Origin of the sequence: Geitlerinema sp. PCC 9228 (genome assembly GCF_001870905.1) — a bacterium.
In the GTDB taxonomy this organism is placed as follows: Bacteria; Cyanobacteriota; Cyanobacteriia; order Cyanobacteriales; family PCC-9228; genus PCC-9228.
Map to the genome: position 1 here is coordinate 17,606 of NZ_LNDC01000046.1, position 23,639 is coordinate 41,244.

Sequence of the window (23,639 nt, forward strand, 5' to 3'; positions counted from 1 at the left end):
ATAATCCCACCCATATTTTGCCATGATGGCTATAGATATGAATTTCAAAGAAGTCGCATAATGTTAAGGAAATTACCCATATAGGAAGTAGCAGTTGGTAGCCGTTTTCGATTCAAAATAAAGTAATAAAACCGGGGATTTCTCCAACCAGCTGCCATAACGAACTCAAAGGGGGAACCTAACGTCTACTATCGAGAGGGTGGGTAGCTGGCAATAGCTAGATGGAAAAGCTGTTGGAGAACCATCCCAACTTCGCAATTCCTGTTTGTTATTCAGATGTCAAATCGGGCATAAATTTAATGGGTCAACAGACGTACAGGCGAGACATTTCCCGTATTTACAGCAAGCAACTTGTTGCTCTAGGGCGTGCCCTCCAGAGACTGCGGGAAGAAGAGCAAATTGACATACTGGCGCAAACGACCGTCGAGTACTTACAATCCGAATTTAGCTACGAACTGCTTTGGATTGGTTTGTACGATCGCCTGACGCACCAATTAGAAGGCTGTGGTGGGGTAGCGCCAGTGCCCAATGCTAAGTTTCTCAACGAAAAAACCAACCTCAACCCCGGCGATTTGTTGGAACAAGTGGTGATTCAGCAAAGACCAGTGGGCGTTCCGGATTTGCGCGTAGAGCGGCGGGCAGGCAAATGGCGGCAAATTGCGGAAAACTTGGGCGTTCAAGGCACCATCATTGTTCCAATTCGGTATAAAGACCAATGCTACGGCGTCATCCTGATGGGGTCAAAACTGTGGGGTATTTCCCCACAACCCGACGAAAAAGCACGTTTGTCCATTGTTTTAGGGGAATTGGGCGCTGCCTTACACCAACGGGAAATCGAAAAACAGCGCGCTCAAATCAAACATCCCCACGAGCCGATTTTAAAATTGCTTTCGGAGCTGCGTTCTTGTTTGAACCTCGACGAATCCCTAGAGAAAGTTGTCGAACAGACCCACCGATTTCTCCATCCCACCCACACCAACGTATATTGGTTGGAAACCCAACGGGGATATTTTTGGCGTCGCACCACCAACCGGCAAAGTCAAGTTTCTAACCAACGCCAACCCAACACCGAATCCGCCACTGGCATAAGCGTGCAGGAAGTGCGGGGATTTTACCAATCCTTGCGTGCCGACGAAGTGGTAGCCATTGGCGAAGCCCTCTCTTCCCTGAAAGCCGACGCCACCACCCGCTTGATGCATCAAATCCAAGCGCGATCGCTGTTGGCAGCCCCAATTATTTGTCAGGAAGAACTATTGGGATTTCTGTCAGTAGAAGGAGACGAAGCGCGCATTTGGCAAGACGAAGAAAAAGAATACCTGCGCGGTGCCGCCCAGCTCATCGCCTTTACCTATCCCTTATACCAGCTGGAAGAAGCTATGGAACAAACCCGGCTGGATGCCACCCTCACCTCCGGCATTGCCCAGGCAATCTACAGCGACGACGACTGGGAACAAGCCCTGCAAAGATGCGCCCAGGCACTCAGCAAACGCCTGCGGGTAGAGCGGGTCATGATTTTGTTGTACAACGACGACCTGTTGCAGTTTGATATTTGCTATCAAAGCCACGATAACCGCCGCCGCCTGGATTCGCCCCTACCAGCCCTCGATGACGTAGATGCACAGTTGCTAAAAAAAGCCCAAGAACCCATCGATATTGAAAACTGGCAGGAAGATTTGCGTTTGGTAGCTTGGCGCGATCGCTTTTTACAAGTTGGCGTGCAGTCAATCCTGTTGTGTACCTGTGGGGAAGAGCAAAAGTCCCCTCGCAAAAACACCTCAGCCGCCCTAGAAGGTCTGATTTTGGTCACCCACCAATCGCCGCGCACCTGGGAACCCTCCGAACAAGAATTGCTGCGGGTGGTCGCTCAGCAAATCGGTCTGATCCTCCATCAGTGGCAGCTACACCGCAACAACGAACGCCAGCAGCATTTGTATGCCACCTTAAGCAACACTTTGAGCGGCCTGCAACAAACCCACAAAGGAGAATATTTAGACCGTTCCGCCTTACAATCCATCGCCAGCTTTCTCAACGCCCCCCTCACCGCCCTCATCGCCTGGTCGCCAGGCAGTGCCACTGGCGAAATTCTGGCGACAGTCATTGCCGATCGCAACTACGCCCTCAACGGCGAAACCACCATCGACGTGCAAAACGATATGTTGGTGCAGTGGGCTTTTTCCACCGATGCCCTGGTGGGTCCGTTTGCGATGGAAGATTTGCCCGATACCACCCGCGACTGGTTACCAGCCACCATCGACCAAGTGTGGGTCATGGCTTTGCATACCGAAAGCCTGTACGAACCCATGGGCATGGTGGTGGTTGGAGATGCCCGCGACGCGGCCATTCCCATCAGCTATACCAGCGTGGTAGAAACCATCGTGCGCAATTTTGCCTGGTTCCGCCGCTACCAAACCCTCACCCAGAAGCAGCAAACCCATTTAGAAAATCTGGAATGCCTCAACTGGTACAAACATCGCAGCTTGGAGAAAGTGTACCGTACCGTAGGCACCCTACTGCGGCAGATGAACCAATCGGAATCGTCAGCAAATACAACCTTCTCCCAAATTCGGCAGCAAATCGGTCAGTCATTCCAGCAAATGACCCCCTTGCTCAAACAGGAACAGTGGGAACTGCAAGGAGGGCAGACCAACGTTCCCTTGCCCACATTGCTCAAACGCGCCCTCTTGCGGCTGCAACCGGCCATCAAGCAGCGGCAAATTTGGTATCAAGTCCACAGCGAAGGCAAGTTTATCGTGGCGGTGGACCCACTCAAAATAGAATTAGTCCTTTACGAACTGCTTCTGGCAGCCACCTTGCGGGTTCCCGTGGGTGGTCGTATCGACGTGTGGTGTCGCCCCGTAGACCAGCATTGGCTGGATTTATCCATTACCGATAACGGCAAGCTCGATCCGCAGCTCATCCAAGCTTTGCAAGCCGAAAACCCCGGCGACTGGCTGCAACCGTCGCCCCTGGACCATCCCCCAGGATTGCACTGGAAAGTCTGCCGTGGCATCTTGCAAATTGGCGGGGGGAATTTGTTTGTCTCCCAGTTAGAAGACCAACGCATCCTCACCCGCGCTGTTTTGCCCCTATCCCATCGGGAATAGTTTCTACCAACCCAGCTGGCGCCAAACCGATTGGGTGGAAACCATGTGCCGTTCCAATCCCAACTGCTTGGGGGACAGGCCCAGGGCCAATCCCACCAGCTGCGGCAGGTGCAAAACGGGCAGGTCAATGGCCGCGCCCATAGTAGCGGCGACTTCCGGCTGTCGCGAATCCAAATTCAAGTGACACAGGGGACAGGGGGTAACCATACAATCGGCCCCGGCGGCGACTGCTGCTTGTAAATGCTTGCCTGCCATTTGAAAAGAGGTTTCGGGGGCGTAGCTGGATAGCGGCCAGCCGCAGCATTGGGTTCTGCCGCGATATTCCACTGGTGTGGCCCCCAAAACGCGGAATAAATTTTCCATGGATTGGGGATTGTGGGGGTCGTCAAAGGGCAGGTGTTTTTGTGCCCGCAGCAGGTAGCAGCCGTAAAAAGCAGCGCAGTGCAATCCTTGCAGAGATTTGCGTACGCGATCGCGAAGGGCATCGAGTCCGTAGTCGGACACCAAAATCCACAGCAGGTGTTTGACTTCTGTCGTCCCCCGATAAGGCGAGCAGCCTTCTTCGGCAAGAAAACCATTAATTTTCTCTATATAACTGGGGTCGGTTGGTTGCGTTTCCTTCAAGCGCTCGTCCACATGGCCGATGACCCCCTGACAGGTACTGCAGTGGGTCATTAGGGGCAATCCCAGGGACTCAGCTAAAGCGATATTGCGGGCATTAACCGTATCTTCTAACAGTTGGGAATCTTCTTTAAACGTTCCCGACCCGCAACAAGCCGCCGATTTGAGCTCCACCAATTCGATGCCCAAGTGTTCGGTAATAGCACCGGTGGATTGGTAGAGTTCGTCGCAGGCACCCTGAGCTACACAACCGGGAAAATAAGCGTATTTTAAAGACATGGAAAACCGAAAAAAACAGCAGTTGGTCTCGCTAGCGCGATCGCAAATTTTCTTGGCGAGAAAAATTCATGAAAGTGGTTTGGTCCAACCCAGTTTCCGATATGATGGGAAAGTATAGCCTACTACCATTTCCCTATTGTATTCCGATCGGGCAGCAAGCCCCATGCTCAAGGAACACCAGCTTTCTGCCAATTCGCGATCGGTTGCCCAACCACCAGAGGGCATCCCAGTAAATGGTAGCCCCGCGAGCTGGGTTTTTACGGCCTCGGTCCGAGCTGGACCTGCCCGGCAAGAGGTAGGTCCGGCCTTGCTTGCGAACCTGCCGGCTTTTCGGGGAGAACCACCCCCAAGCGTATTCTTCTTTCATTGTAAAGAAGTAGAGTTTCCAACTGGAGAATTTTATGAATCAAGAAATTTTCAACAAAGTCAAAACCATCGTAGCCGAACAACTAGAAGCCGATGCCAACGACGTACAACCAGAAGCGCACTTTGCCAACGACCTCAACGCCGATTCCTTGGATACGGTGGAGTTGGTCATGGCGCTGGAAGAGGAATTCGACATTGAAATTCCCGATGAAGCTGCAGAAAAAATCACCACCGTGCGGGAAGCTGTCGATTACATCAGCGAGCAACTAAAAGCCTCCGCCTAAGGGGTTCTCATGCCGGTTCGCACCCCCTCGGGGAAACTGCTGGCAGGCAAGCTTGGCTCTTGTCTGCTGGCTGGTACCCTCCTTTTGCCTACCTCCACCGCGTAGCCTCCCAAGAACTGGCATCATGACCCAAGCATCTGGGGTCAATAAATTGTGCGGTGGCTTTGAAGCTTTGTTTAAGGGCGAAATACCCACCAAGGTGACATGACGAGAAACAATTGGGAACTCGAGCAAGAACCAAAAAGACGGGTTGTCATAACAGGCATGGGCGCGATTACGCCGATTGGTAATACGCTTTCTGACTATTGGGAGGGATTGCTATCGGGACGTATCGGCATCGGAGAAATTACGCTGTTCGACGCCTCAAAGCACGCTAGCCGAATAGCAGGAGAAGTCAAAGGATTTACCCCCACAGATTATCTCGAACGCAAAGAGGCCAAGCGGATGGACCGTTTTGCCCAGTTTGCCGTGGGCGCTAGCAAACAGGCCCTGGAAGATTCGCAGTTTCAAATCGATGATTTGAATGCAGAACAGGTGGGTGCCATTGTTGGCACGGGGATTGGCGGCTTGAAAGTCCTGGAAGACCAAGAGCAGGTTTACTTGTCTAAGGGCCCCGACCGCTGCAGTCCCTTTATGATTCCCATGATGATTGCCAATATGGCGGCGGGTTTGGTAGCTATCCACACCGGAGCGAAGGGACCCAACTCCTGTCCGGTGACTGCTTGTGCGGCTGGTTCCAATGCTGTGGGCGATGCCTTTCGGTTGATCCAGCGCGGTTATGCCCAAGCCATGCTTTGTGGCGGTACGGAAGCGGCGGTTACCCCTTTGAGTGTGGCCGGTTTTTCTGCGGCTCGGGCCTTGTCGGTGCGCAACGACGACCCCCAGCATGCCAGCCGTCCGTTCGATCGCGATCGCGATGGTTTTGTCATGGGAGAAGGGTCCGGCATTTTGCTGTTGGAAGAGTTGGAACACGCTCTCAGCCGCGGCGCGCGCATTTACGCTGAGGTGTTGGGATACGGCATGACTTGCGATGCCTACCACATGACCTCTCCGGTTCCCGATGGGGAAGGGGCCACCAGAGCTGTTTCTCTGGCTATGAAAGATGCGGGGATTCGCCCGGAGGATGTGGATTACATCAACGCCCACGGCACCAGTACCGCAGCCAACGACAAAACCGAGACGGCAGCGATTAAAAAAGCGTTGGGCGATCGCGCTTACCAAGTAGCGGTAAGTTCCACCAAGTCCATGACCGGTCATTTGTTAGGGGGGGCCGGCGGCATCGAGGCGGTGGCAACAGCCATGGCCGTAGCCAGCGATCGCATTCCCCCAACCATGAACCTCGACGAACCGGACCCAGAGTGCGATTTGGACTACGTTCCCCACCAAAGCCGCCAACAGAACGTACGCATCGCCCTTTCCAACTCGTTTGGTTTTGGCGGCCATAACGTTACCCTGGTGTTTGGCAAGTACCAAGAATAACCCCTGGGTTGGGAGAAGGGGAACGCGACCGATGGTGTTTTTGGGTCCTAACCAAAGCTGGTCAATTTCGATCCCCATCTCGGCAATTGAAAGACGTTCCTGCTTCCCAACTCGTGAAATAATAGAAAGGGAAAACGCTTCACCAACGCGATGTTGTTGCAGCGTTGGTGTCTGTACGCTAGTTTCCTGGAAAAAACCTGTTCCCTCGGCTACGAGGAATAGCCCATCCAAAATTGTCGTTAACTCCTAGAAATTATGGCAGTTGCAACCCAATCTCTAGAAAAACTCTGTATTAATTCCATTCGATTCCTAGCCGTTGACGCGGTAGAAAAAGCCAGCTCCGGACACCCTGGTTTGCCCATGGGTGCTGCTCCCATGGCTTTTGTTCTATGGGACCGCTTTTTAAAATTTAATCCCAAAAATCCCAACTGGTTCGATCGCGATCGCTTCGTACTTTCTGGCGGTCACGGCAGCATGCTGCAGTATGCCCTGCTGTATCTTACCGGCTACGAAGGCATCGAACTGGAAGATCTGAAACAATTTCGCCAGTGGGAATCCAAAACCCCAGGGCACCCGGAAAACTTCGCCACCCCCGGCGTAGAAGTCACCACCGGTCCCCTAGGCCAAGGAATCTCCAACGCTGTGGGTTTGGCCTATGCGGAAGCCCACCTAGCCGCCGTCTTTAACAAACCCGATTGCCAAATCATCGACCACTATACCTACGCCCTAGCCAGCGACGGCGACATCATGGAAGGGGTTTCTGCGGAAGCTTGCTCCCTAGCCGGTCACTTGGGCTTGGGCAAATTAATTGTCCTATACGATGACAATTTGATCTGTCTCGATAGCGAAACCAACAAATCCTTCACCGAAGACGTCACCAAGCGCTACGAATCCTACGGTTGGCACGTGGAATTCGTAGAAGACGGCAACGAAGACATCGACGCCATCCACCAAGCGATCGAAAAAGCCAAATCCATTACCGACCGTCCTTCTCTGATTCGCGTGCGTACCACCATCGGTTACGGCGCACCCACCAAAGCCAATAGCAACACGGCTCACGGTGCTCCTTTGGGCGCAGAAGAAATTGAAGGCACTCGCAAGCAGTTGGGTTGGGAATACGGACCGTTTGAAATTCCCCAAGAAGCCCTCGACCACTACCGGAAAGCCATCGACCGCGGTGCCCAGTGGGAGTCCGAATGGCAGCAAAAATGGGCTACCTACAAGTCCAAGTATCCCCAAGATGCCGCCGAATTAGAACGCCGCATTGCTGGCAAGTTGCCCGAAGGATGGGAGAAATACCTGCCTACTTACAAACCTGAAGACAAAGCTGCGGCGACCCGCGCCTATTCGGGAGAAGTTCTCAATGCAGTTGCCGATGCCGTTCCGGAAGTGTTTGGCGGTTCTGCTGACTTGTCCGGTTCCAACAAAAGCTTGTTGAAAAATACCGGCGACTTCCAAAAAGGTGAGTACCACAATCGCAACCTGTGGTTCGGCGTCCGCGAACACGGCATGGGCGCTATTTGCAATGGCATCGGTCGCCACGGTGGTTTGATTCCCTACGGTGCCACCTTCTTAACCTTCTCCGATTACATGCGCGGTGCCATCCGCTTGTCGGCCCTGTCGGGGACCCAAGCCATTTGGATTATGACCCACGATTCCGTTGGTGTGGGCGAAGATGGTCCTACCCACCAGCCCATCGAACATTTGGCAGCTCTGCGCGCTATGCCTGAGTTGGTGGTCTTCCGCCCCGGAGATGGCAACGAAGTTTCCGGTGCCTACAAAGTGGCTCTGGAACGCGGCGACGGACCCACGTTGCTGGCTCTCTCCCGTCAAGGAGTTCCCAATCTAGAAGGGAGTTCTATCGAGAAAACTGCCAAAGGCGGTTACGTACTTTCCGGTGGCGAGGAAACCCCCGATATTATTCTGATTGGCACTGGCAGCGAACTGCACCTGTGTGCGGAAGCGGCGGAACAACTGCGTGGGGAAGGCAAAAAAGTCCGCGTGGTTTCCATGCCTAGCTTCGAGCTGTTTGAGGCTCAAGATGAAGCTTACAAGGAATCGGTGCTTCCCAAGGCGGTAACCAAGCGTGTGGCTGTGGAAGCTGGTACTAGCTTTGGTTGGTGTCGCTACGTGGGCAGCGAAGGCGATACGGTGACCATCGATACCTACGGTGCTTCTGCGCCTGGTAAGGTCTGCTTGCAGAAATTTGGCTTTACTGTAGATAACGTGGTAGCAAAAGCCAAAGCGATTCTCAGCTAACGACAAAACTCTGTCTGAGTAGGGGGCTTCCCCTACAACCGTATTTTCACGGAAAATTTATAAATTTTTGTAACAATTTTAGGGCAGCTCTCCGAAATCGGAGGGCTTTTTTTATTGTCCTGCAGCGATCGCGATCGCTGTAAAAGGCGATTTGGTACGACATTGAGGTTGATATGGATGGGACAACCCTGCGATCGCGATAAAGGCGGTGGGCGATACAAGTCTCAAACACCCCTGTACAATTTACGTATAATCTCGGATAGAGAAGAAAATTAAAAACTTCATCAAGACCGCTACACCGAGGAGATGGTCTATGATTCGCGTTAAAAGTCCGGGAGGAGAAGGCATTGTTCTTGATTTTGCCCCAGGGCATGTATTGGTTAGCATCCGTGGATGGCAAATTTGGTATCCCGCAGACAAATGCCATATCAGCTACCGAGATTGGAAAATTGTGGTCAATTTCCGTGGTTGTCTGGGAATCGTTTGCCCCCAGAACAAACGAACCTTTTGGACCATTGTTCCCCATACGCCAAAGCAGTGCCAAGATTTTATCGATCGCTACTGTACCAACACCAGCTTGGTAGAACCTTATACCGAAGCAACCACCGCCCAACTGCACGAAAAAATTTCCTAAATCTTGCCTACCTGTGTGCTTGTTGGCTGGCTTCCTGGGAAAGGCGGCGGTGGCTTTGCCGGTATAGAGACTTAATAGCCAAACTCAGGGTATACCCCCCTCCTGCCACCAAAATAATAGTAGCCCCAGAAGTCAAATCGAAGGCATACGACAGCCACAAGCCCGTCACAGTAAACACAATTCCCAAACCACTTGCCACCACCATCATCGTTTTCATCTCCTTGACCCATTGATTGCCAATAGCTGCCGGCATTGTCAGCAACGCAATCACCATAATCAATCCCACCACCCGCATCATCATAACCACCGTCAACGCGATCGCGCTCATTAACAGCAAATAAATCCCATCCACGGGCACATTGCGAATAATAGCAAACGTTTCGTCAAACGAAATCGCCAGCAGTTCCTTATAAAACAGCCAAACAATTGCCAAAACCAACCCATCCACCGCCAGCATCAACCACAATTCTTGAGTGGGAACCGCCAAAATACTGCCAAACAAATAGCTTCTCAAAGTGGCTTTGTATCCCGGCGTTAAATCCACCAAAATAATCCCCACAGACATACCAATTGCCCACATCACCCCAATAATCGTATCCGTTCGTTGCTGGGTGTGGCGGTGAACCCATCCCATCGCCAAAGCTGCCAGCAAACTAAACGCGATCGCCCCGTAAACCGGATTGAAACGAAAAAAATAGCCCATCCCAATGCCGCCGTAGGCAGCATGGGCAATACCACCGCTAATAAAAACAATTCGGTTAAGCACCACAAACGTACCAATAATCCCGCAAGCAATACTCACCAAAATCCCTGCCAAAATGGCATTGCGCATGAAATCAAACTGTAGAGCTTCTAGCATAAACAACAATCGAAAATCTCAAAAAAACAACTAAGGATGTTCTGGATAAACCCGATGGGGAACACCGTGGGCAATTAAATCAATGGGGCATTGATAAGCTTCCTCCAACATTTCCGGTGTGAGCAATTTTTCCCCGTGGTAGTACAAATGTCGGTTGAGACAGCCAACACTCTTTACATGGGAAGCGATCGCGCCCATATCGTGGGAAACCATTAAAATCGTAATATTTTCGTTGAGTTTTTCCAGCAAATCGTAAATACTCGCACTCAATTGCGGGTCAATACTTGCCGTCGGTTCGTCTAACAGCAAAATTTCCGGTTCCGATGCCAGCGCCCTGGCAATATAGGTTCGCTGCTGCTGCCCTCCCGAAAGTTCGCCCATGGGGCGATCGCGCAAATGCCACATTTCCACCTGCTGCAATACTTGAGCTACCACTTCATCATCTTTAGCCGTATAACTTTTGAGCAACGGACGTTTCCCCAAACGCCCCATCCGTACCACTTCCCAAACATTAATGGGAAAATCGCGATCGAATTTTGCCAGTTGGGGAACGTAACCAATATATCGCCTACCCCGTCGAATATTTTTATCAAGAATTTTCACGCGACCGGAAACTGGCTTTGCCAATCCCAACAGAACTTTAAACAAAGTCGTTTTGCCGCCCCCATTGGGACCAATCAAACCGATAAAATCTCGTTCTTTCACCGACAGATGAATATTCTCTAAAACCAAATGTCGGTTGTATCGTACCGACAAACCTTGAATAGAAATCACTTCTTTAGATTGCGTGGCATTCATAGACAGAGACTCAATCGCTGTATTTTGCATAGATAAAAACAAAACCAATAATTGAACTTGATACGAAATCCGCTTCTCTAAAATGCAACTCGGCTAGAACTCAAATCCGAAACCCCCTTAAAAAGACAGCGCCGAGCCTGCCAAAGGGGGTATAAGAAAATCACAGCTAGCTTATTTCAAAACTTCAGCAAAAGTATCTGCTGCTTTCCGTAAATTTTCCGACCAATTGGGAGCTAAAGGATCGAGAGAAACCACTTGACCGTTAATTTCTTGAGCAATAGTTTGGGCATCTTTGGTGTTAAATTGCGGCTGCGCAAAAACCACCTTAATATTTTCCTGTTTTGCCGTTTTCACCAAGGCAGCCATTTCGGAAGCACTAGGTTCTTGACCGCCCACTTCAATAGGAATCATTTCCAAATTGTAATCGGCGGCAAAATATCCCCATGAAGGATGAAAAACCATAAATTTGCGGTTTTCCAAACCCGATAATTTCTCTTGAATGTACCCATCCAGTTCTTCGATATCAGCTAAAAATTCATCTAGATTTTCTTTGTAGGTATTGCGATTTTCTGGGTTCATCTTAGCTAGGGTTTCGTAAATGGTTTGGGCTTGCACTTTGACCCGTTGCGGCGAAAGCCAGATATGGGGGTCGGGATTTTCCATGCTTTCAGCGCCGCCGTTGTTGGTATGATGGTGGTGTCCGTTGTGATGATGGTGGGCATTCATAGGTCGCAAGTCGATTCCTTGACGCGTATCGACTACGGACATGTCGGTGTTGGCAGCGGTCATTTTCTCCATCCACGCATTTTCAAAGGGAACGCCAATGCGAAAGTAGACGGCGGCTTGACTGAGACTTTGTAGCTGATTGGGTTTGGGTTCGTAGGTGGCAGGGCTGGCGTCTGGGGGAACCATGACGGTAACGTTGGTTGTGTCGCCGCCGATACGTTTGACGAAGTATTTTTGCGGGAGGATGCTAACTGCTATTTGCATGGTGTCGGTAACGGATGGTTCGCTTTCTGCTGCTGGTTGGGCGGTCTCGGAAGTGGTTGTAGCGTCGTTGGCAACGTTGGAGTTGGAACCACATCCGGCTATTCCCATTAAAGATATGCTTCCCAGAAGCACTGAAAGGAAGGTGGGAAATAGTGGCAATTTCATATCGTGACCTCTAGGCAGCTCGTGTCGTGATAATGATTATCATTTTTATTCTATGCCTGCCTAGGGGAAATTTGCAATAGGGTAGCTGTGGCTTTTTCGTCTTGGTGGTTGCGTCTCCTGGGATTTTCCTGGTTTGGGAGAATTGCGATCGCGATGATTATAAGAAATATTTCGGTTAGCTATACACTTGGCGGTAATAGGCTTGGTATTGTTCGCCTAACAGGGGTTCCCACCAGCTACGATTGGCGAGGTACCACTGTACGGTTTGACGCAAGCCTTCTTCGATGGTGACGGAGGGAGACCAACCGAGTTGAGTTTGAATTTTGCTGGCATCGATCGCATAGCGGCGGTCGTGACCGGGTCGATCTTTGACAAAAGTAATCAAGCGATCGCTAGGATATACGGGTAAATTGGGAGCTAGTTCGTCCATCAATTTACATAAAATACGCACCAAATCGATATTTTTTACCTCATTGTTGCCACCGATGTTATAGGTTTCTCCCGGCGGCGATTGGTGAATGACGCCATCCAACGCCCGACAGTGGTCAATGGCATACAGCCAATCGCGTATATTTTGCCCGTCGCCGTAAACTGGTAAGGATTGCCCCAATAGAATGTTAATACACATCAGGGGAATTAATTTTTCGGGAAACTGATAGGGGCCGTAATTGTTGGAACAGTTGGTAATAATTGTGGGAACTTGATAAGTAGCGTAGTAGGCACGCACCAAATGGTCGCTACCAGCTTTGGAAGCGGAATAGGGGCTGTTGGGGGCATAGGGTGTGGTTTCGCAAAAAGCCGGATCGTCACCACTCAAACTACCGTATACTTCATCGGTAGATACATGAACGAAGATGGGATGGTCTTGGGAGGGATGGTGATGGCGAAATGCTTCTAGCAGGGCAAACGTGCCCACAATATTGGTTTGAATAAACGCATCGGGGGCTAAAATCGAACGATCGACGTGGGATTCGGCAGCAAAATGAACGATGGTATCGATCGCTTCTGCTGCCAGCAGGTTGTCGATGAGGGAGCGATCGCAAATATCCCCTTTGACGAAGCGAAACTGGGGATGGGAGGTTAAATCGGCAAGGTTCTGCCAGTTTCCCGCGTAGGTGAGGGCATCGACCACTACCACCCGGTCTTGGGGATAGTGGTGGCACCAATAACGCACAAAATTGGAACCAATAAATCCTGCCCCGCCAGTCACCAACAAGCGGCGAGGCGAAGAACGTATGAATTGTACTGTGCTGCTATCTACCATGAAAAAAAAAGACGCTCAAACAATGCTCATCTATCCACAATACAGCCAATTTTAGCGGGTGTTCCTACAAGAGTTCGGAAAAATTTTTTATCGGCTGAAGATGTTGTTGTGTGAGGAGTGTGCTTGTGGGTTCTGCCAAAATTGTCACCTTAGCCCAACAGGGAAACGAAAAAGCGATCGCCCTGTTAATTGCCCAATCTTTGCAAGCTTGGGGGATCCAGGTCGCTGTGAAACGCCGGGGAAACTGCTTGTACGTATTTTTAGTTTCTACAAACCCCCCACCGCAGTCTCCTTGCTTGCAGGTTTTGGATCGCGGGTTCCATCGCTTGGGCATTATGTTTCCCGCCACTATTGAAGTGTACGGCTGCCAGCACGGCATGCAATCGCATGTATGGCAGCATCGCTTTCAAGTCAACGTTTCCTCACAGCCAACCCCGAAGCCAAACCACGTTCCTGTTGCCCCATCCCCACCTATCTTCAAGAAAAAAGCCAAACAGATAGGGTTGATTGCCGGCATGATGGGATTGTTGGTGGGCACCGTTTGGCAAAGCGGCAACGACCCCGTGCGTTTCTTGCATGGGGGGATGGAAACTCTTGTTACCTACTGGCGATCGCAAATTTGGCCGGAAATGGCGTCTCGGCTGCGGTATGGTAGCAACCATCTAGCCGTTACCCTCAATCTACAAGAACCGCCGCGACTAGCTACGTTGCCTTCCTGGGAATCCCTGGAACTGGAAAATCAATTTCGCCGCTATTTGGATACTGTCAACCAAGCCCAACCAGAAATTACCATTTCCATTAAAGCGGTGGGAGATATTATTCCCAGCCAAAGTTTTGGATCCAATCGTCTGCCACCGAACCCCTCTACTTTACTGCAATCGGTACAGCCGCTGCTGCAGGATGCCGATTTGGTATTTGGCAACTTTGAAAGTACCTTGACCAACCATTCCATCGCGGCAAAAAATGTTGCCAGCCCTCGTGTTTTTGCTTTTCGCACGCCACCAGGATACGCGCGGGAGTTGCAGGCGGCGGGGTTTGATGTTCTTAATATTGCCAACAACCATTCCTTTGATTTTGGAGAAAAAGGGTTTCAAGACACTATTCATTACATTCAAAAGGCAAAAATGCGAGCTGTGGGGCAGAAAAACCGCAGTGTTTTTGTGGAGGTGAAAGGATTCACCATTGCTTGGATCGGGTTTAGCTATTTCGACCAACACAATAGTATTCGTAAATTAGATGCTGCGAGGGTGTCAATCCAAAAAGCAGATGCCCATGCTGATATTGTTATTGTTTCCGTTCACGCTGGTGCCGAAGGAACGGGGGCTTTGCGGGTTCGCGATCGCACGGAATATTTCTTTGGTGAGAACCGCGGCAATATGGTGGCTTTTTCCAGAGCTGCCATTGAAGCGGGAGCTGACTTAATTTTGGGACACGGTCCCCACGTACCGCGTGCTTTGGAACTCTACCAAGGACGCCTAGTTGCCTATTCTTTGGGTAATTTTCTGGGCTATCAGACCCTTCCCACCAAAGCCCAGTTGGGAGATTCTTTGGTTTTAGAAGTCAAGCTTGACCCCAACGGCGAATTTCAGGCAGGAAAAATATTACCGGTTCGTTTGGATGCTCGCGGCATTCCCCATCCTGACCCCAAATCCCGCAGCGTACGCTTAATCCGCCAGCTCACCCAACAGGATTTTCCCCATACGCCTGTCAAAATTGACGCACAAGGGGTTATCCACGCGCGCAAGTAGGCGAATTTCCTATGGACAGTTTCATCGCTTTCCATAGGGCTTGACTGTCAGCCAATTGGTTTTGGCCATGGCAATTTGCTCTTCTGTCACGTTCGCACCAGAAAGATCGGCACCGCACAGGTTTGCATCCCGTAGGTTGGCATAGCGCATGTAAGCATCCGTTAACGTAGCACCACGCAAGTCAGCACCGGCCAGATTGGCATACCCCAAGTAAGACTCGGTGAGATTGGCATTGCGCATTTTGGCTTTGTTCAGGCGGGCGCGGCTGAAGTTGCTTCTGGATAGATCGGCACCTTGTAAATTGGCTTGAATGAGCTTGGACTGGTGAAACAGGGCGCTGGAAAGATTGGCTTTGGCCAGATTGACGCCGCTGAGGTCGAGGGAAACAAAATCGCGCTTTCCTTGGCGATAGGCAGTGCGCAGGGTATGCGCATCCATTCTTTTCAGGGCGCTGGTCGGCGGATTGGTGCGACCGGTGCGTTGGGGCTGGGTGGCTGGCGGCTGCGATTGGGAAGGGGAGCGGGTAATTTTCGAGTGGTTGCGGCGATCGCCTGTTTGGTGGCCATCGCTGCGATCGCGGCGCGCGCGAATGGATTGGGCTTGCCGTTCTACCTGGGACATGTGGGTCTGTTCGGGGGCAATATACGTTTCCTCCCGGGCAGAAGGAGGGCGAATATTGGTAACCAAACCTTGACTCAAGTCATCGTCGTTTTGATTGTCGTTTTTGCCTTGGGGAGGTGGTGGCGGTGCCTGCCGTGGCGGTTGCTGAAGGGCTTGCAAAACTTGTTCGGCACTTTGGAAGCGATCGCGTACCGAAATTTCCAGCATTTTCGCCAGCACGTTTTCCAAGTGGGGGCTAACGGAAACTTTGTCTTTCCAATGAATTTCTCCGGTATTGGGGTCGTATCCCAGTTTTTTGGGCGACTGGCCGGTGAGCAAAAACAGACAAGTCACGCCCAAAGCATAAAGATCGCTGCCATATACCGGACGCAGAGCCATTTGTTCCGGCGGTGCAAATCCCGGCGTACCGATGGCAAAGGAAGTGAAAGCACTTTGTTCCCCTGCAGCAATTGCCGTTTGGGTAACCCGGTCTTTCACTGCCCCAAAATCAATGAGTACCAAACGATTGTCAATCTGGCGGCGGAGGATATTGGCTGGTTTGATATCCCGGTGAATGACTTCTTGGCCGTGCAGGTATTTTAATAAAGGCAGCAGCTCGTACAAAACCTGCTTGACCTTTTCCTCGCTAAAGACCCCTTCCCGTTTGACTTCTTGCTTTAATGTAGCCCCTTCAACGTATTCCTGTACTAGATAAAAATGAGTATTTTCTTCAAAATAATCCAACAATCGCGGCACCTGTGGGTGGTCGCCCACTTTCCCTAGGGTGGTGGCCTCCCGAAAGAACAACTCCCTCGCCATATCCATAACCTGCGTGGAAGTAGCTGCCGGGCGTAGCTGTTTGAGAACGCAAATGGGATTGCCCGGCAGTCCGCGATCGCGGCCGAGAAACGTAGCCCCAAATCCCCCTTGACCCAGAGCTTGCAAAACTCGATAGCGCCCGTTGAGGGTTAGTTTGCCCCCGCAGGCACGACAAGTCTTGGCATCCTCCGGATTTTCCGGTGCCGAACAAATCGGATTGACGCAATAGCTCATTCAACTCACCAGCCTATCATGTATAAAAAGTGTCTTTAGAGCCGCAATAGAAAATTGCTCGTCGCTCGGGAGATTTTCTCCATAATGCCATAAAGGCCACCACGACCCGATAACGAGGATTCTTCAACGATTGTACTTCTCTATAAGAATTCCCATGAAAACGAAACAACTACAGCATTGTGGCATAGTTTCCCCACCTAGTTTGTGGTTCTGTATATTTCTATCCCTTGGCTATAGGGGGCTATGCGCTCAGCCGTATATGGGTGGCAAAACATTTCCATTCTATCCCCTTTCCCCACAAATTTGGCCGGTTGGCAGAATTCATTCCCTCGCGATCGCCGTCAAAAAAAACCAGGCGCGGTACAATATTCAGGCTAACGTCAGTGCTGCCGTAAGATGCGTATATCTCTGAAATGGTTGCAGGAGCTGGTGGACATCAATATGTCCCCCCAAGAGCTAGCCGAAACCTTGACCATGTCGGGATTTGAGGTCGAGGAAATTGAAGACCGCCGCCAGTGGGCGGAGGGTGTGGTGGTCGGTCGAGTCACCGATTGCCAATCCCATCCCAACGCCGATAAATTGAGCGTCTGCCAAGTCGATATTGGCACCGACAGTCCTTCCACCATTGTGTGCGGTGCTGCCAACGTCCGTACAGGGGCATACGTTCTGGTGGCCCAAGTCGGCACCTATCTTCCCATTGTCGATTTAACCATTAAGCCCAGAAAAATGCGGGGCGTGGCTTCAGAAGGGATGATTTGTTCCCTAGCCGAATTGGGTTTGGAAAAAGAATCTCCAGGAATTTATATTTTTGACGAAAGCAAATCGCTCCAAGTGGGCAGCGATGCTCGTCCGTGGTTGGGATTGGACGATGTGATTTTAGATGTCACCTCCACCGCCAACCGCGCTGATGCCCTGAGCATGGTGGGCATTGCTAGGGAAATTGCTGCCATTACCGGTACATCCCTGCGTTTGCCCGAGGCACCAGTTCCAGACACCCAAACCAATCCGGCCCTAGGGATTTCGGTGGAAACCGCCCCAGCTTGCCCGGCGTATATCGGTACCCTGATTGAAGGGGTACAAGTGGGTCCTTCCCCCGATTGGTTGCAACAACGCCTGCACGCTGCCGGCATGCGACCGATTAACAATATTGTTGATATTACCAACTACGTGCTGTGGGAGTGGGGGCAGCCCCTACATGCCTTCGATCGCGATCGCTTGCAGCAAGAAACCGGCAGCCAAACCCTCACCATCGGCGTTCGCTACGCCCGGGAAGGGGAATCCCTGCGCACCCTCGATGGCGAAGAACGTGCCCTCAGCAGCCAGAACTTAGCCATTGTCGCCAACGACCAACCCGTGGCCTTGGCTGGGGTGATGGGGGGCGAAACCACGGAAGTCAGCGACAGCACCACCCATGTTTTTCTAGAAGCCGCTTTGTTCGATGCTGTCACCGTACGACGTTCGGCGAGAGCGGCCGGATTGCGTACGGAAGCTTCCACGCGCTACGAACGGGGCGTCAACCAGGCGGAATTGGACCATGCCTGCCAGCGTGCTTTGGCCCTGATGGTAGAGTTGGCTGGGGGTCGCGTCACCGTGCAAGACCGCGCCGATAGCCGCGGTAGCGTTGCCCACATGACCCATACCATTCCCCTGCGTCTTTCGCGGGTGCGGGATCTGCTGGGTTGCGTACGCCAGGAAGATGGTGAAGTTACGGAGTTGAGTCGCCAAGAAATCGAACGGTCTTTGGTGGCTTTGGGATGCGATGCGATCGCGCAAGGCGACACCTGGCAAGTTACGGTTCCTCCCTATCGCGCCCGGGATTTGGAGCGGGAAGTGGACCTGATTGAAGAAGTGGCACGCATGGTGGGCTACGACCGCTTGGTGGCGTCTTTACCAAAAACAGCCATGGCGGGGGATTTGGGTGCCGAACAGCAGCTCACCCGGCAGATGCGTGCGGCTTTTCGTGCTGCCGGTTTGACGGAGCTGATCCATTATTCGTTGGTGAAACCAGACCATCAAAACCGCGTGGAAATTGCCAATCCCCTGCTGGCAGAGTATTCGGCTTTGCGCGCGGAAATGCTGCCGGCGTTAGTGGATGCGTTCCAATACAACTGGGAACGGGGCAACCGCGCTTTGCATGGATTTGAACTTGGCCGGATTTTTTACCAGCAAGGGGACCAGTTGCAGGAGAAAAATGCGATCGCTGGGGTGATGGGAGGTGACCCGACCCAAGGACGTTGGATACGCAGCGGTCAGGAACAGCCTTTGGGATGGTACGAAGCCAAGGGAATTCTGGAAAATGCCTGCCAGCGGTTGGGGATTTCTTGGGACTATCGCCCCTACGACGGCAGCGGTTATCAAGTTTCCCTGCACCCCGGCAGAACCGCTTCTTTGCACCTGCGCGGCCAGCAAGCCGGCGTTTTCGGTCAGTTGCACCCAACCTTGCTTGCCGAACGGGGATTGACGGTACCGGTGTATGTATTTCAGCTTGACGGCGATGTGTTGCTGGCGGCGTTGGGGGCTGACAAACACTATGCCCAGCGTATCAATCGATTTGAGGCGTATGGGACGTTCCCTGCCACTGAGCGGGATTTGGCGTTTTTTGTGCCGGTGAATGTTTCTGTGGCGTCGCTGGTACAAACCATGCGCAAGGCTGGCGGGAAGTTATTGGCTTCGGTGGAGCTGTTTGATGAATACCGTGGTGAAAATGTGCCGGAAGGGGAACGCAGCTTGGCCTTTCGTTTGTTGTATCGAGCCAGCGATCGCACTCTCACCGATGAAGAAGTGGATCCGGTGCAGCAGAAAATTCGCGATCGCCTGACTTCCCAGTTTGGCGTCACCTTGAGAAGTTAAAATCACGTTGTAGGGTAGTCAGACCCGCCCCCAGTGAGGTCGGCTACCCCAACCCATTTGTTAGGAAACGATCGAAAACGCCAATGCCGAAATACATTATGTGGGGCAGCTATTGTGAAAATGCCCTGGAAAAACGGACGCCCTACCGTCAAGCCCATTTAGACGGCTTGCGAGCGCAAAAAGAAGCTGGAACCCTCATCACCCTAGGACCCACCAAAGACAACACCAAAGTATTTGGCATCTACGAAGCCGACAGCGAAGAAACCGTTCGCCAGCTCATCGAGTCGGACCCCTACTGGCAAAACGGCATTTGGACCGCATACGAAGTTAAAGAATGGATTCAGGCCTTTTAGCACTCAGCTGCCAGCTAACTTGCTACTCGAACAGAAATCTCTACAATTTAAAAGTATAGAGACTGTCGGCAAAAAGGAGCTAACCCAATTTATGAAACGCCGTTCTTTTCTCAGTTACTTTGGCTTGGGTTGGTTGGTTGCCTTCCTACCTAGCTTGATAGCCGCTTGCACCCCTGGCAACCAGCAAAATCAAACCCCAGCTACCAATGGCGATCGTGCCAACAACACCGCCACGGCGGAAACTGCGGAAAATCCCCAAGAAAGCGAAACGGAAGCCCCAGCCAATGGCAACGGATTCCAAGCCGTAGGTACCCTGGCTGCTCTAGATGCGGAAGGTCGGCTAGCAGCCACCATCAACGAAACCCCCATTATTGTCGTTCGCCATCCCGACAACCCCGAACAACTGTTTGCCTCCAACGCCACTTGCCCCCACCGGGAGTGCGAAGTGGAATGGCAAACGGAAGCCCAGCAATTTTCTTGCCCCTGCCACGGTTCCGAATTTGCTTTTGACGGTGCCGTTTTGGAAGGACCGGCCCGGGAACCCCTAGCTACTTACGAAACCAAGGTAGAGGGGGAAGAAGTTTTAGTGAAAGTTAGCTAAAATCGCCGGCAATTGCTGTTTTTCTTAGAAGCTCCCTCGCAGACAGATGGCGAATTTTGATGTTACGTTAAGAGCCGAAAACATATATCTGCTTCTAGTTTTTGTCCTTCTCTTGATTATTGAAGTGTTTTTATGGCTCAAAAAACAGCCCTCCCTTTGCCTCCCGGAGATTTAGGCGCGCCTATTCTTGGCAAGACCGTAAGCTTTTTACGGGATTCGGAATTTGCTAAGAAGCGCCATCAAAGTTACGGACCCATTTTTAAAACCCGCTTGTTTGGCAAGCCCACTGTATTTATCAAAGGGGCCGAAGCCAATCGCTTTGTTCTGACCAACGAAAATAAATATTTTTCCGTTACCTGGCCCCCCAGTACGAAAGCTTTGCTGGGACCGTTGGCGTTGGCCTTGCAAACCGGAGGGCATCACCAACAACGCCGAAAGCTGTTAAGCCAGGCTTTTAAACCCAGAGCTTTGGATGGTTACATCGAAACCATGGAAGCCATCACCCAGGAGTATTTGCGGGATTGGGAACAACAAAAAACGTTGACCTGGTATCCACAATTAAGAAACTATACGTTGGATATTGCTTGTAAGCTGTTCGTGGGGATAGACCGGGGTAGCCAAAGCCAATTGGGGAATTTATTTGAAACTTGGGTGCAAGGTTTGTTTTCTTTGCCCTTACGCCTTCCGGGAACGAAATTCTATCGAGCGTGGCAAAGTCGCCGCCAATTGTTGGTGGAACTGGAAAATATTATCCAGCAGCGCCCACAACAAGAAGATTGGGGCAACGATGCTTTGGGATTGCTGCTGCAAGCTGAGGATGAAAACGGCGATCGCTTGAGCATGGCAGAATTAAAAGACCAAATTCTGTTGCTATTGTTTGCCGGCCACGAAACCCTCACCTCCTCCCTCGCCTCGTTTTGTTCCTTAATGGCACAACATCCAGGTATTTTCGCCAAAGCCAGAGCCGAACAAGAACAATTCCCTGCCAGCGAACCTTTAACCTTAGACAAACTCAAACAGATGACCTATCTGGAACAGGTATTGCAGGAAGTTCTGCGTCTCATTCCGCCAGTTGGCGGTGGTTTTCGAGAAGTCTTGCAAGAGTGCCATTTTCACGGCTATCGCATTCCCCAAGGCTGGAACGTACTTTATGAAATCGACCAAACCCATCAGGATCTTCGGGTATACCCGCAGCCGGAACGATTTGACCCCAATCGCTTTCATGGTTCTGAGAAAGGCAAACAGTTTAGTTACGTTCCTTTTGGTGGCGGTGTCCGCGAATGTTTGGGTAAAGAATTTGCCCGGTTGGAAATGAAAATTTTTGCCACCCATTTGCTGCGCAACTATCAATGGGAACTGCTTGACGAAAAGGCTTTAGAGATTGTTTCTACACCGACACCTCGTCCTCGGGATGGGTTGCGGGTGAACTTCCATCGCCTTGATGCTTCCTAGCCATGCTGCCAATCTTCCCCAGAAAGGGAAGGGTTGATTTATCCTAGAAAAGGAATTGGTTAATGTTCCTTTACAATTTCTCATGAAATGTATTATCAATCGCCGAGCGCAGTTTTCTGCCAGCCATCGGTATTGGCTGCCGGAACTTAGCGAAGCAGAAAACCGAGATTTATTTGGCCCCGTTGCTAATTTTCCCGGACACGGACACAACTACGTGCTGTACGTTTCCATGGTGGGCGAATTGGACGAATACGGCATGGTCCTCAACCTGTCAGAGGTCAAGCACGTCATTCGTCAGGAAATCACCGAGCAGCTGGATTTTTCCCATCTCAACGATGTTTGGCCGGAATTCCAGCAAACCTTGCCAACCACGGAAAATTTAGCCCGTAGTATTTGGCACCGTTTGTCCCCTCACTTACCCTTGGTCAAAATTCAAGTCTACGAACACCCGCAACTTTGGGCAGAATATTACGGAGACGGCATGGAAGCATATCTCACCATTAGCACCCACTTTAGCGCCGCCCACCGCCTAGCGCGTCCGGATTTGAGCTTGGAAGAAAACTACGAAATCTACGGCAAGTGCGCCCGACCCCACGGTCACGGTCACAACTACCACCTGGATGTCACGGTGAAGGGAGAAATGCATCCCCGATTGGGAACCGTCGCCGATTTGGAAAAACTGCAAAATATTGTAGAAGAATATGTGGTGGAACCGTTCGACCACAATTTTCTGAACTACGATATTCCCTATTTTTCCCAAGTGGTGCCCACCGCAGAAAATATTGCGGTTTACATTCGCCAGCTGCTGGAGACCCCCATTCAAGAGCAAACCGACGCCCAACTTTATAAAATTAAGCTATACGAAAGTCCCAATAATTCCTGCGAAGTCTATGCTAGCCAGGCAGAAACCGATGCCGTTCCCTCCCAGCAGCAGGAACCTGCTTTAGCCAGAAACTAGCAATTCCCCACGTAGGCACGGATAGCTAGATGCAACTGCCACCCCAGACCCGTTTCTAGAACCTCCCCAGATGATGGGGAAAAAATGCGGAAATCCTCACCCCCTGGGCGCTTTTCCCTTAGCAAGGAATTCCCAGGGGGTTCTTCATAGAAAGAGCATGGGAAGACTAATACCATTTCTGAAAAACAACGATTGTCTGGAATTCCTCAATTGCCCTGGTAGGGGCGATCGCGCGTTGCGCCCCTACCAAAATTCCTCTATTATCTCTTGCATATTATTAAGGAAATGGTATAAAACCCCTCTGCTTCAGCCAGGGGATACAGCCAACCTTGGGGCTTTACCCCCAGCTCAGTCTAGCTACTCTTCCCTTGAGCCTCAATATATCGCTGAATTACCTCACAGCTAACACGATCGGCCGTTGAAACAAAATAGCTAGATGTCCACATAGAAGGCATCTTCATTAACGGACAGTTGATAAATAGATGCACACGATCTGGCTCAATGGCGAGGGATACGACCTGGCAATCATTAGCCTTCGCCGCATCCCATATCAACTCCCTGCAACGATTGGCTATCGCCCCTCGCAACACAGGCTTTCGCCTTCGGGGAATCCAGACAAAGTGATAGTTCAGTAGATGTGTAGCGCTACGAGCAAGTCGAGTCCTCTGTTGATTTTGAAAAGGCATTGGGGATTGACCACGGCTTAAAGAACTGGCTGACCTGTGTGGATACTGAGGGCAATAGCTTCATCATTGATGGACGGCAGTTGAAGTCCATCAACCGCTGGTACGACAATTGACACTCTCACGAATTCTATTCGTGAGATTCTCGCTTCATAGGGTGTGCCTAGATAGATTCGCTATGCTAACCCATCCCCGGCGACATTGCCCTCGACGAGCATTTTTCCGCCCTGCCCGGACGT

The 23,639-nt window shown here is 51.3% G+C and carries 19 protein-coding genes; 12 read left to right on the forward strand and 7 right to left on the reverse strand.

Features of this window, described 5'->3' with window-relative positions:
* The first annotated feature begins 299 nt into the window (after positions 1-299).
* The gene (locus AS151_RS03165) at positions 300-3,104 is read left to right on the forward strand and encodes a GAF domain-containing protein (protein ID WP_071515636.1); all 2,805 of its coding nucleotides are present in this window, start codon (positions 300-302) and stop codon (positions 3,102-3,104) included.
* 3 nt (positions 3,105-3,107) lie between these two features.
* Here AS151_RS03165 and AS151_RS03170 read toward each other — a convergent pair whose 3' ends face one another.
* Complete coding sequence (locus AS151_RS03170; RefSeq protein WP_071515617.1) at positions 3,108-4,004, reverse strand: CoB--CoM heterodisulfide reductase iron-sulfur subunit B family protein; 897 nt, start codon at positions 4,002-4,004, stop codon at positions 3,108-3,110.
* A 401-nt stretch (positions 4,005-4,405) separates the two neighbouring features.
* On the opposite strand from AS151_RS03170, the gene acpP reads away from it, so the two are divergent.
* The 4 genes from acpP to AS151_RS03195 all read left to right on the forward strand — a co-directional run bounded on the left by acpP (position 4,406) and on the right by AS151_RS03195 (position 9,026).
* The gene (gene acpP / locus AS151_RS03180) at positions 4,406-4,654 is read left to right on the forward strand and encodes an acyl carrier protein (protein WP_071515619.1); all 249 of its coding nucleotides are present in this window, start codon (positions 4,406-4,408) and stop codon (positions 4,652-4,654) included.
* A 204-nt stretch (positions 4,655-4,858) separates the two neighbouring features.
* Complete coding sequence (gene fabF, locus AS151_RS03185) at positions 4,859-6,133, forward strand: beta-ketoacyl-ACP synthase II (protein WP_071515620.1); 1,275 nt, start codon at positions 4,859-4,861, stop codon at positions 6,131-6,133.
* Between the two features lie 255 nt (positions 6,134-6,388).
* Positions 6,389-8,392: a transketolase gene (gene tkt, locus AS151_RS03190; protein WP_071515621.1), complete on the forward strand. Its 2,004-nt coding sequence runs from the start codon at positions 6,389-6,391 to the stop codon at positions 8,390-8,392.
* Positions 8,393-8,705: 313 nt separating this feature from the next.
* Positions 8,706-9,026 (forward strand): hypothetical protein, encoded by a 321-nt coding sequence (locus AS151_RS03195; RefSeq protein ID WP_071515622.1) that lies wholly within the window; start codon positions 8,706-8,708, stop codon positions 9,024-9,026.
* 7 nt (positions 9,027-9,033) lie between these two features.
* On the opposite strand, the gene AS151_RS03200 is transcribed toward AS151_RS03195, so the two are convergent.
* From AS151_RS03200 to rfbB, 4 genes are all read right to left on the reverse strand, one after another.
* Positions 9,034-9,885, reverse strand: a complete 852-nt coding sequence (locus AS151_RS03200; protein ID WP_071515637.1) for a metal ABC transporter permease — start codon at positions 9,883-9,885, stop codon at positions 9,034-9,036.
* 30 nt (positions 9,886-9,915) lie between these two features.
* Positions 9,916-10,683: a metal ABC transporter ATP-binding protein gene (locus tag AS151_RS03205; protein WP_071515623.1), complete on the reverse strand. Its 768-nt coding sequence runs from the start codon at positions 10,681-10,683 to the stop codon at positions 9,916-9,918.
* Positions 10,684-10,854: 171 nt separating this feature from the next.
* Positions 10,855-11,838 (reverse strand): zinc ABC transporter substrate-binding protein, encoded by a 984-nt coding sequence (locus AS151_RS03210; RefSeq protein ID WP_071515624.1) that lies wholly within the window; start codon positions 11,836-11,838, stop codon positions 10,855-10,857.
* A gap of 175 nt (positions 11,839-12,013) precedes the next feature.
* On the reverse strand, positions 12,014-13,102 hold the full coding sequence (gene rfbB / locus AS151_RS03215; RefSeq protein WP_071515625.1) for a dTDP-glucose 4,6-dehydratase: 1,089 nt from the start codon (positions 13,100-13,102) through the stop codon (positions 12,014-12,016).
* Positions 13,103-13,227: 125 nt separating this feature from the next.
* Here rfbB and AS151_RS03220 point away from each other — a divergent pair, with 125 nt between their 5' ends.
* The gene (locus AS151_RS03220; protein ID WP_071515626.1) at positions 13,228-14,850 is read left to right on the forward strand and encodes a CapA family protein; all 1,623 of its coding nucleotides are present in this window, start codon (positions 13,228-13,230) and stop codon (positions 14,848-14,850) included.
* A gap of 21 nt (positions 14,851-14,871) precedes the next feature.
* Here the strand turns inward: AS151_RS03220 and AS151_RS03225 are convergent, their stop codons facing one another.
* Positions 14,872-16,503, reverse strand: a complete 1,632-nt coding sequence (locus tag AS151_RS03225) for a serine/threonine-protein kinase (protein WP_071515627.1) — start codon at positions 16,501-16,503, stop codon at positions 14,872-14,874.
* Between the two features lie 396 nt (positions 16,504-16,899).
* Between AS151_RS03225 and pheT the strand changes: the two genes are divergently transcribed.
* The 5 genes from pheT to AS151_RS03250 all read left to right on the forward strand — a co-directional run bounded on the left by pheT (position 16,900) and on the right by AS151_RS03250 (position 22,717).
* On the forward strand, positions 16,900-19,353 hold the full coding sequence (gene pheT, locus AS151_RS03230) for a phenylalanine--tRNA ligase subunit beta (RefSeq protein ID WP_071515628.1): 2,454 nt from the start codon (positions 16,900-16,902) through the stop codon (positions 19,351-19,353).
* An 83-nt stretch (positions 19,354-19,436) separates the two neighbouring features.
* A complete protein-coding gene (locus tag AS151_RS03235) occupies positions 19,437-19,706 on the forward strand; it encodes a YciI family protein (protein WP_084639367.1) in 270 nt (89 codons plus the stop codon).
* Positions 19,707-19,797: 91 nt separating this feature from the next.
* Positions 19,798-20,307 (forward strand): Rieske (2Fe-2S) protein, encoded by a 510-nt coding sequence (locus AS151_RS03240; protein ID WP_071515630.1) that lies wholly within the window; start codon positions 19,798-19,800, stop codon positions 20,305-20,307.
* Between the two features lie 132 nt (positions 20,308-20,439).
* Entirely contained in the window at positions 20,440-21,759 is a 1,320-nt protein-coding gene (locus AS151_RS03245) for a cytochrome P450 (protein WP_071515631.1), read from the forward strand.
* 82 nt (positions 21,760-21,841) lie between these two features.
* Positions 21,842-22,717: a 6-carboxytetrahydropterin synthase gene (locus AS151_RS03250; protein WP_071515632.1), complete on the forward strand. Its 876-nt coding sequence runs from the start codon at positions 21,842-21,844 to the stop codon at positions 22,715-22,717.
* Positions 22,718-23,070: 353 nt separating this feature from the next.
* Here the strand turns inward: AS151_RS03250 and tnpA are convergent, their stop codons facing one another.
* Complete coding sequence (gene tnpA / locus AS151_RS20545) at positions 23,071-23,403, reverse strand: IS200/IS605 family transposase (protein ID WP_084639368.1); 333 nt, start codon at positions 23,401-23,403, stop codon at positions 23,071-23,073.
* Here tnpA and AS151_RS20550 point away from each other — a divergent pair.
* Positions 23,403-23,516, forward strand: coding sequence for a transposase (locus AS151_RS20550; RefSeq protein ID WP_084639369.1), 114 nt, complete (start codon positions 23,403-23,405; stop codon positions 23,514-23,516). The genes tnpA and AS151_RS20550 overlap by 1 nt on opposite strands.
* Positions 23,517-23,639: the final 123 nt, after the last annotated feature.

Bases quoted from the DNA above. Each gene is read 5' to 3' on its own strand.
- AS151_RS03165 (WP_071515636.1), top strand. From the start codon at position 300: ATGGGTCAACAGACGTACAGGCGAGACATTTCCCGTATTTACAGCAAG.
- AS151_RS03170 (WP_071515617.1), bottom strand. From the start codon at position 4,004: ATGTCTTTAAAATACGCTTATTTTCCCGGTTGTGTAGCTCAGGGTGCC.
- acpP (WP_071515619.1), top strand. From the start codon at position 4,406: ATGAATCAAGAAATTTTCAACAAAGTCAAAACCATCGTAGCCGAACAA.
- fabF (WP_071515620.1), top strand. From the start codon at position 4,859: ATGACGAGAAACAATTGGGAACTCGAGCAAGAACCAAAAAGACGGGTT.
- tkt (WP_071515621.1), top strand. From the start codon at position 6,389: ATGGCAGTTGCAACCCAATCTCTAGAAAAACTCTGTATTAATTCCATT.
- AS151_RS03195 (WP_071515622.1), top strand. From the start codon at position 8,706: ATGATTCGCGTTAAAAGTCCGGGAGGAGAAGGCATTGTTCTTGATTTT.
- AS151_RS03200 (WP_071515637.1), bottom strand. From the start codon at position 9,885: ATGCTAGAAGCTCTACAGTTTGATTTCATGCGCAATGCCATTTTGGCA.
- AS151_RS03205 (WP_071515623.1), bottom strand. From the start codon at position 10,683: ATGAATGCCACGCAATCTAAAGAAGTGATTTCTATTCAAGGTTTGTCG.
- AS151_RS03210 (WP_071515624.1), bottom strand. From the start codon at position 11,838: ATGAAATTGCCACTATTTCCCACCTTCCTTTCAGTGCTTCTGGGAAGC.
- rfbB (WP_071515625.1), bottom strand. From the start codon at position 13,102: ATGGTAGATAGCAGCACAGTACAATTCATACGTTCTTCGCCTCGCCGC.
- AS151_RS03225 (WP_071515627.1), bottom strand. From the start codon at position 16,503: ATGAGCTATTGCGTCAATCCGATTTGTTCGGCACCGGAAAATCCGGAG.
- pheT (WP_071515628.1), top strand. From the start codon at position 16,900: ATGCGTATATCTCTGAAATGGTTGCAGGAGCTGGTGGACATCAATATG.
- AS151_RS03235 (WP_084639367.1), top strand. From the start codon at position 19,437: ATGCCGAAATACATTATGTGGGGCAGCTATTGTGAAAATGCCCTGGAA.
- AS151_RS03240 (WP_071515630.1), top strand. From the start codon at position 19,798: ATGAAACGCCGTTCTTTTCTCAGTTACTTTGGCTTGGGTTGGTTGGTT.
- AS151_RS03245 (WP_071515631.1), top strand. From the start codon at position 20,440: ATGGCTCAAAAAACAGCCCTCCCTTTGCCTCCCGGAGATTTAGGCGCG.
- AS151_RS03250 (WP_071515632.1), top strand. From the start codon at position 21,842: ATGAAATGTATTATCAATCGCCGAGCGCAGTTTTCTGCCAGCCATCGG.
- tnpA (WP_084639368.1), bottom strand. From the start codon at position 23,403: ATGCCTTTTCAAAATCAACAGAGGACTCGACTTGCTCGTAGCGCTACA.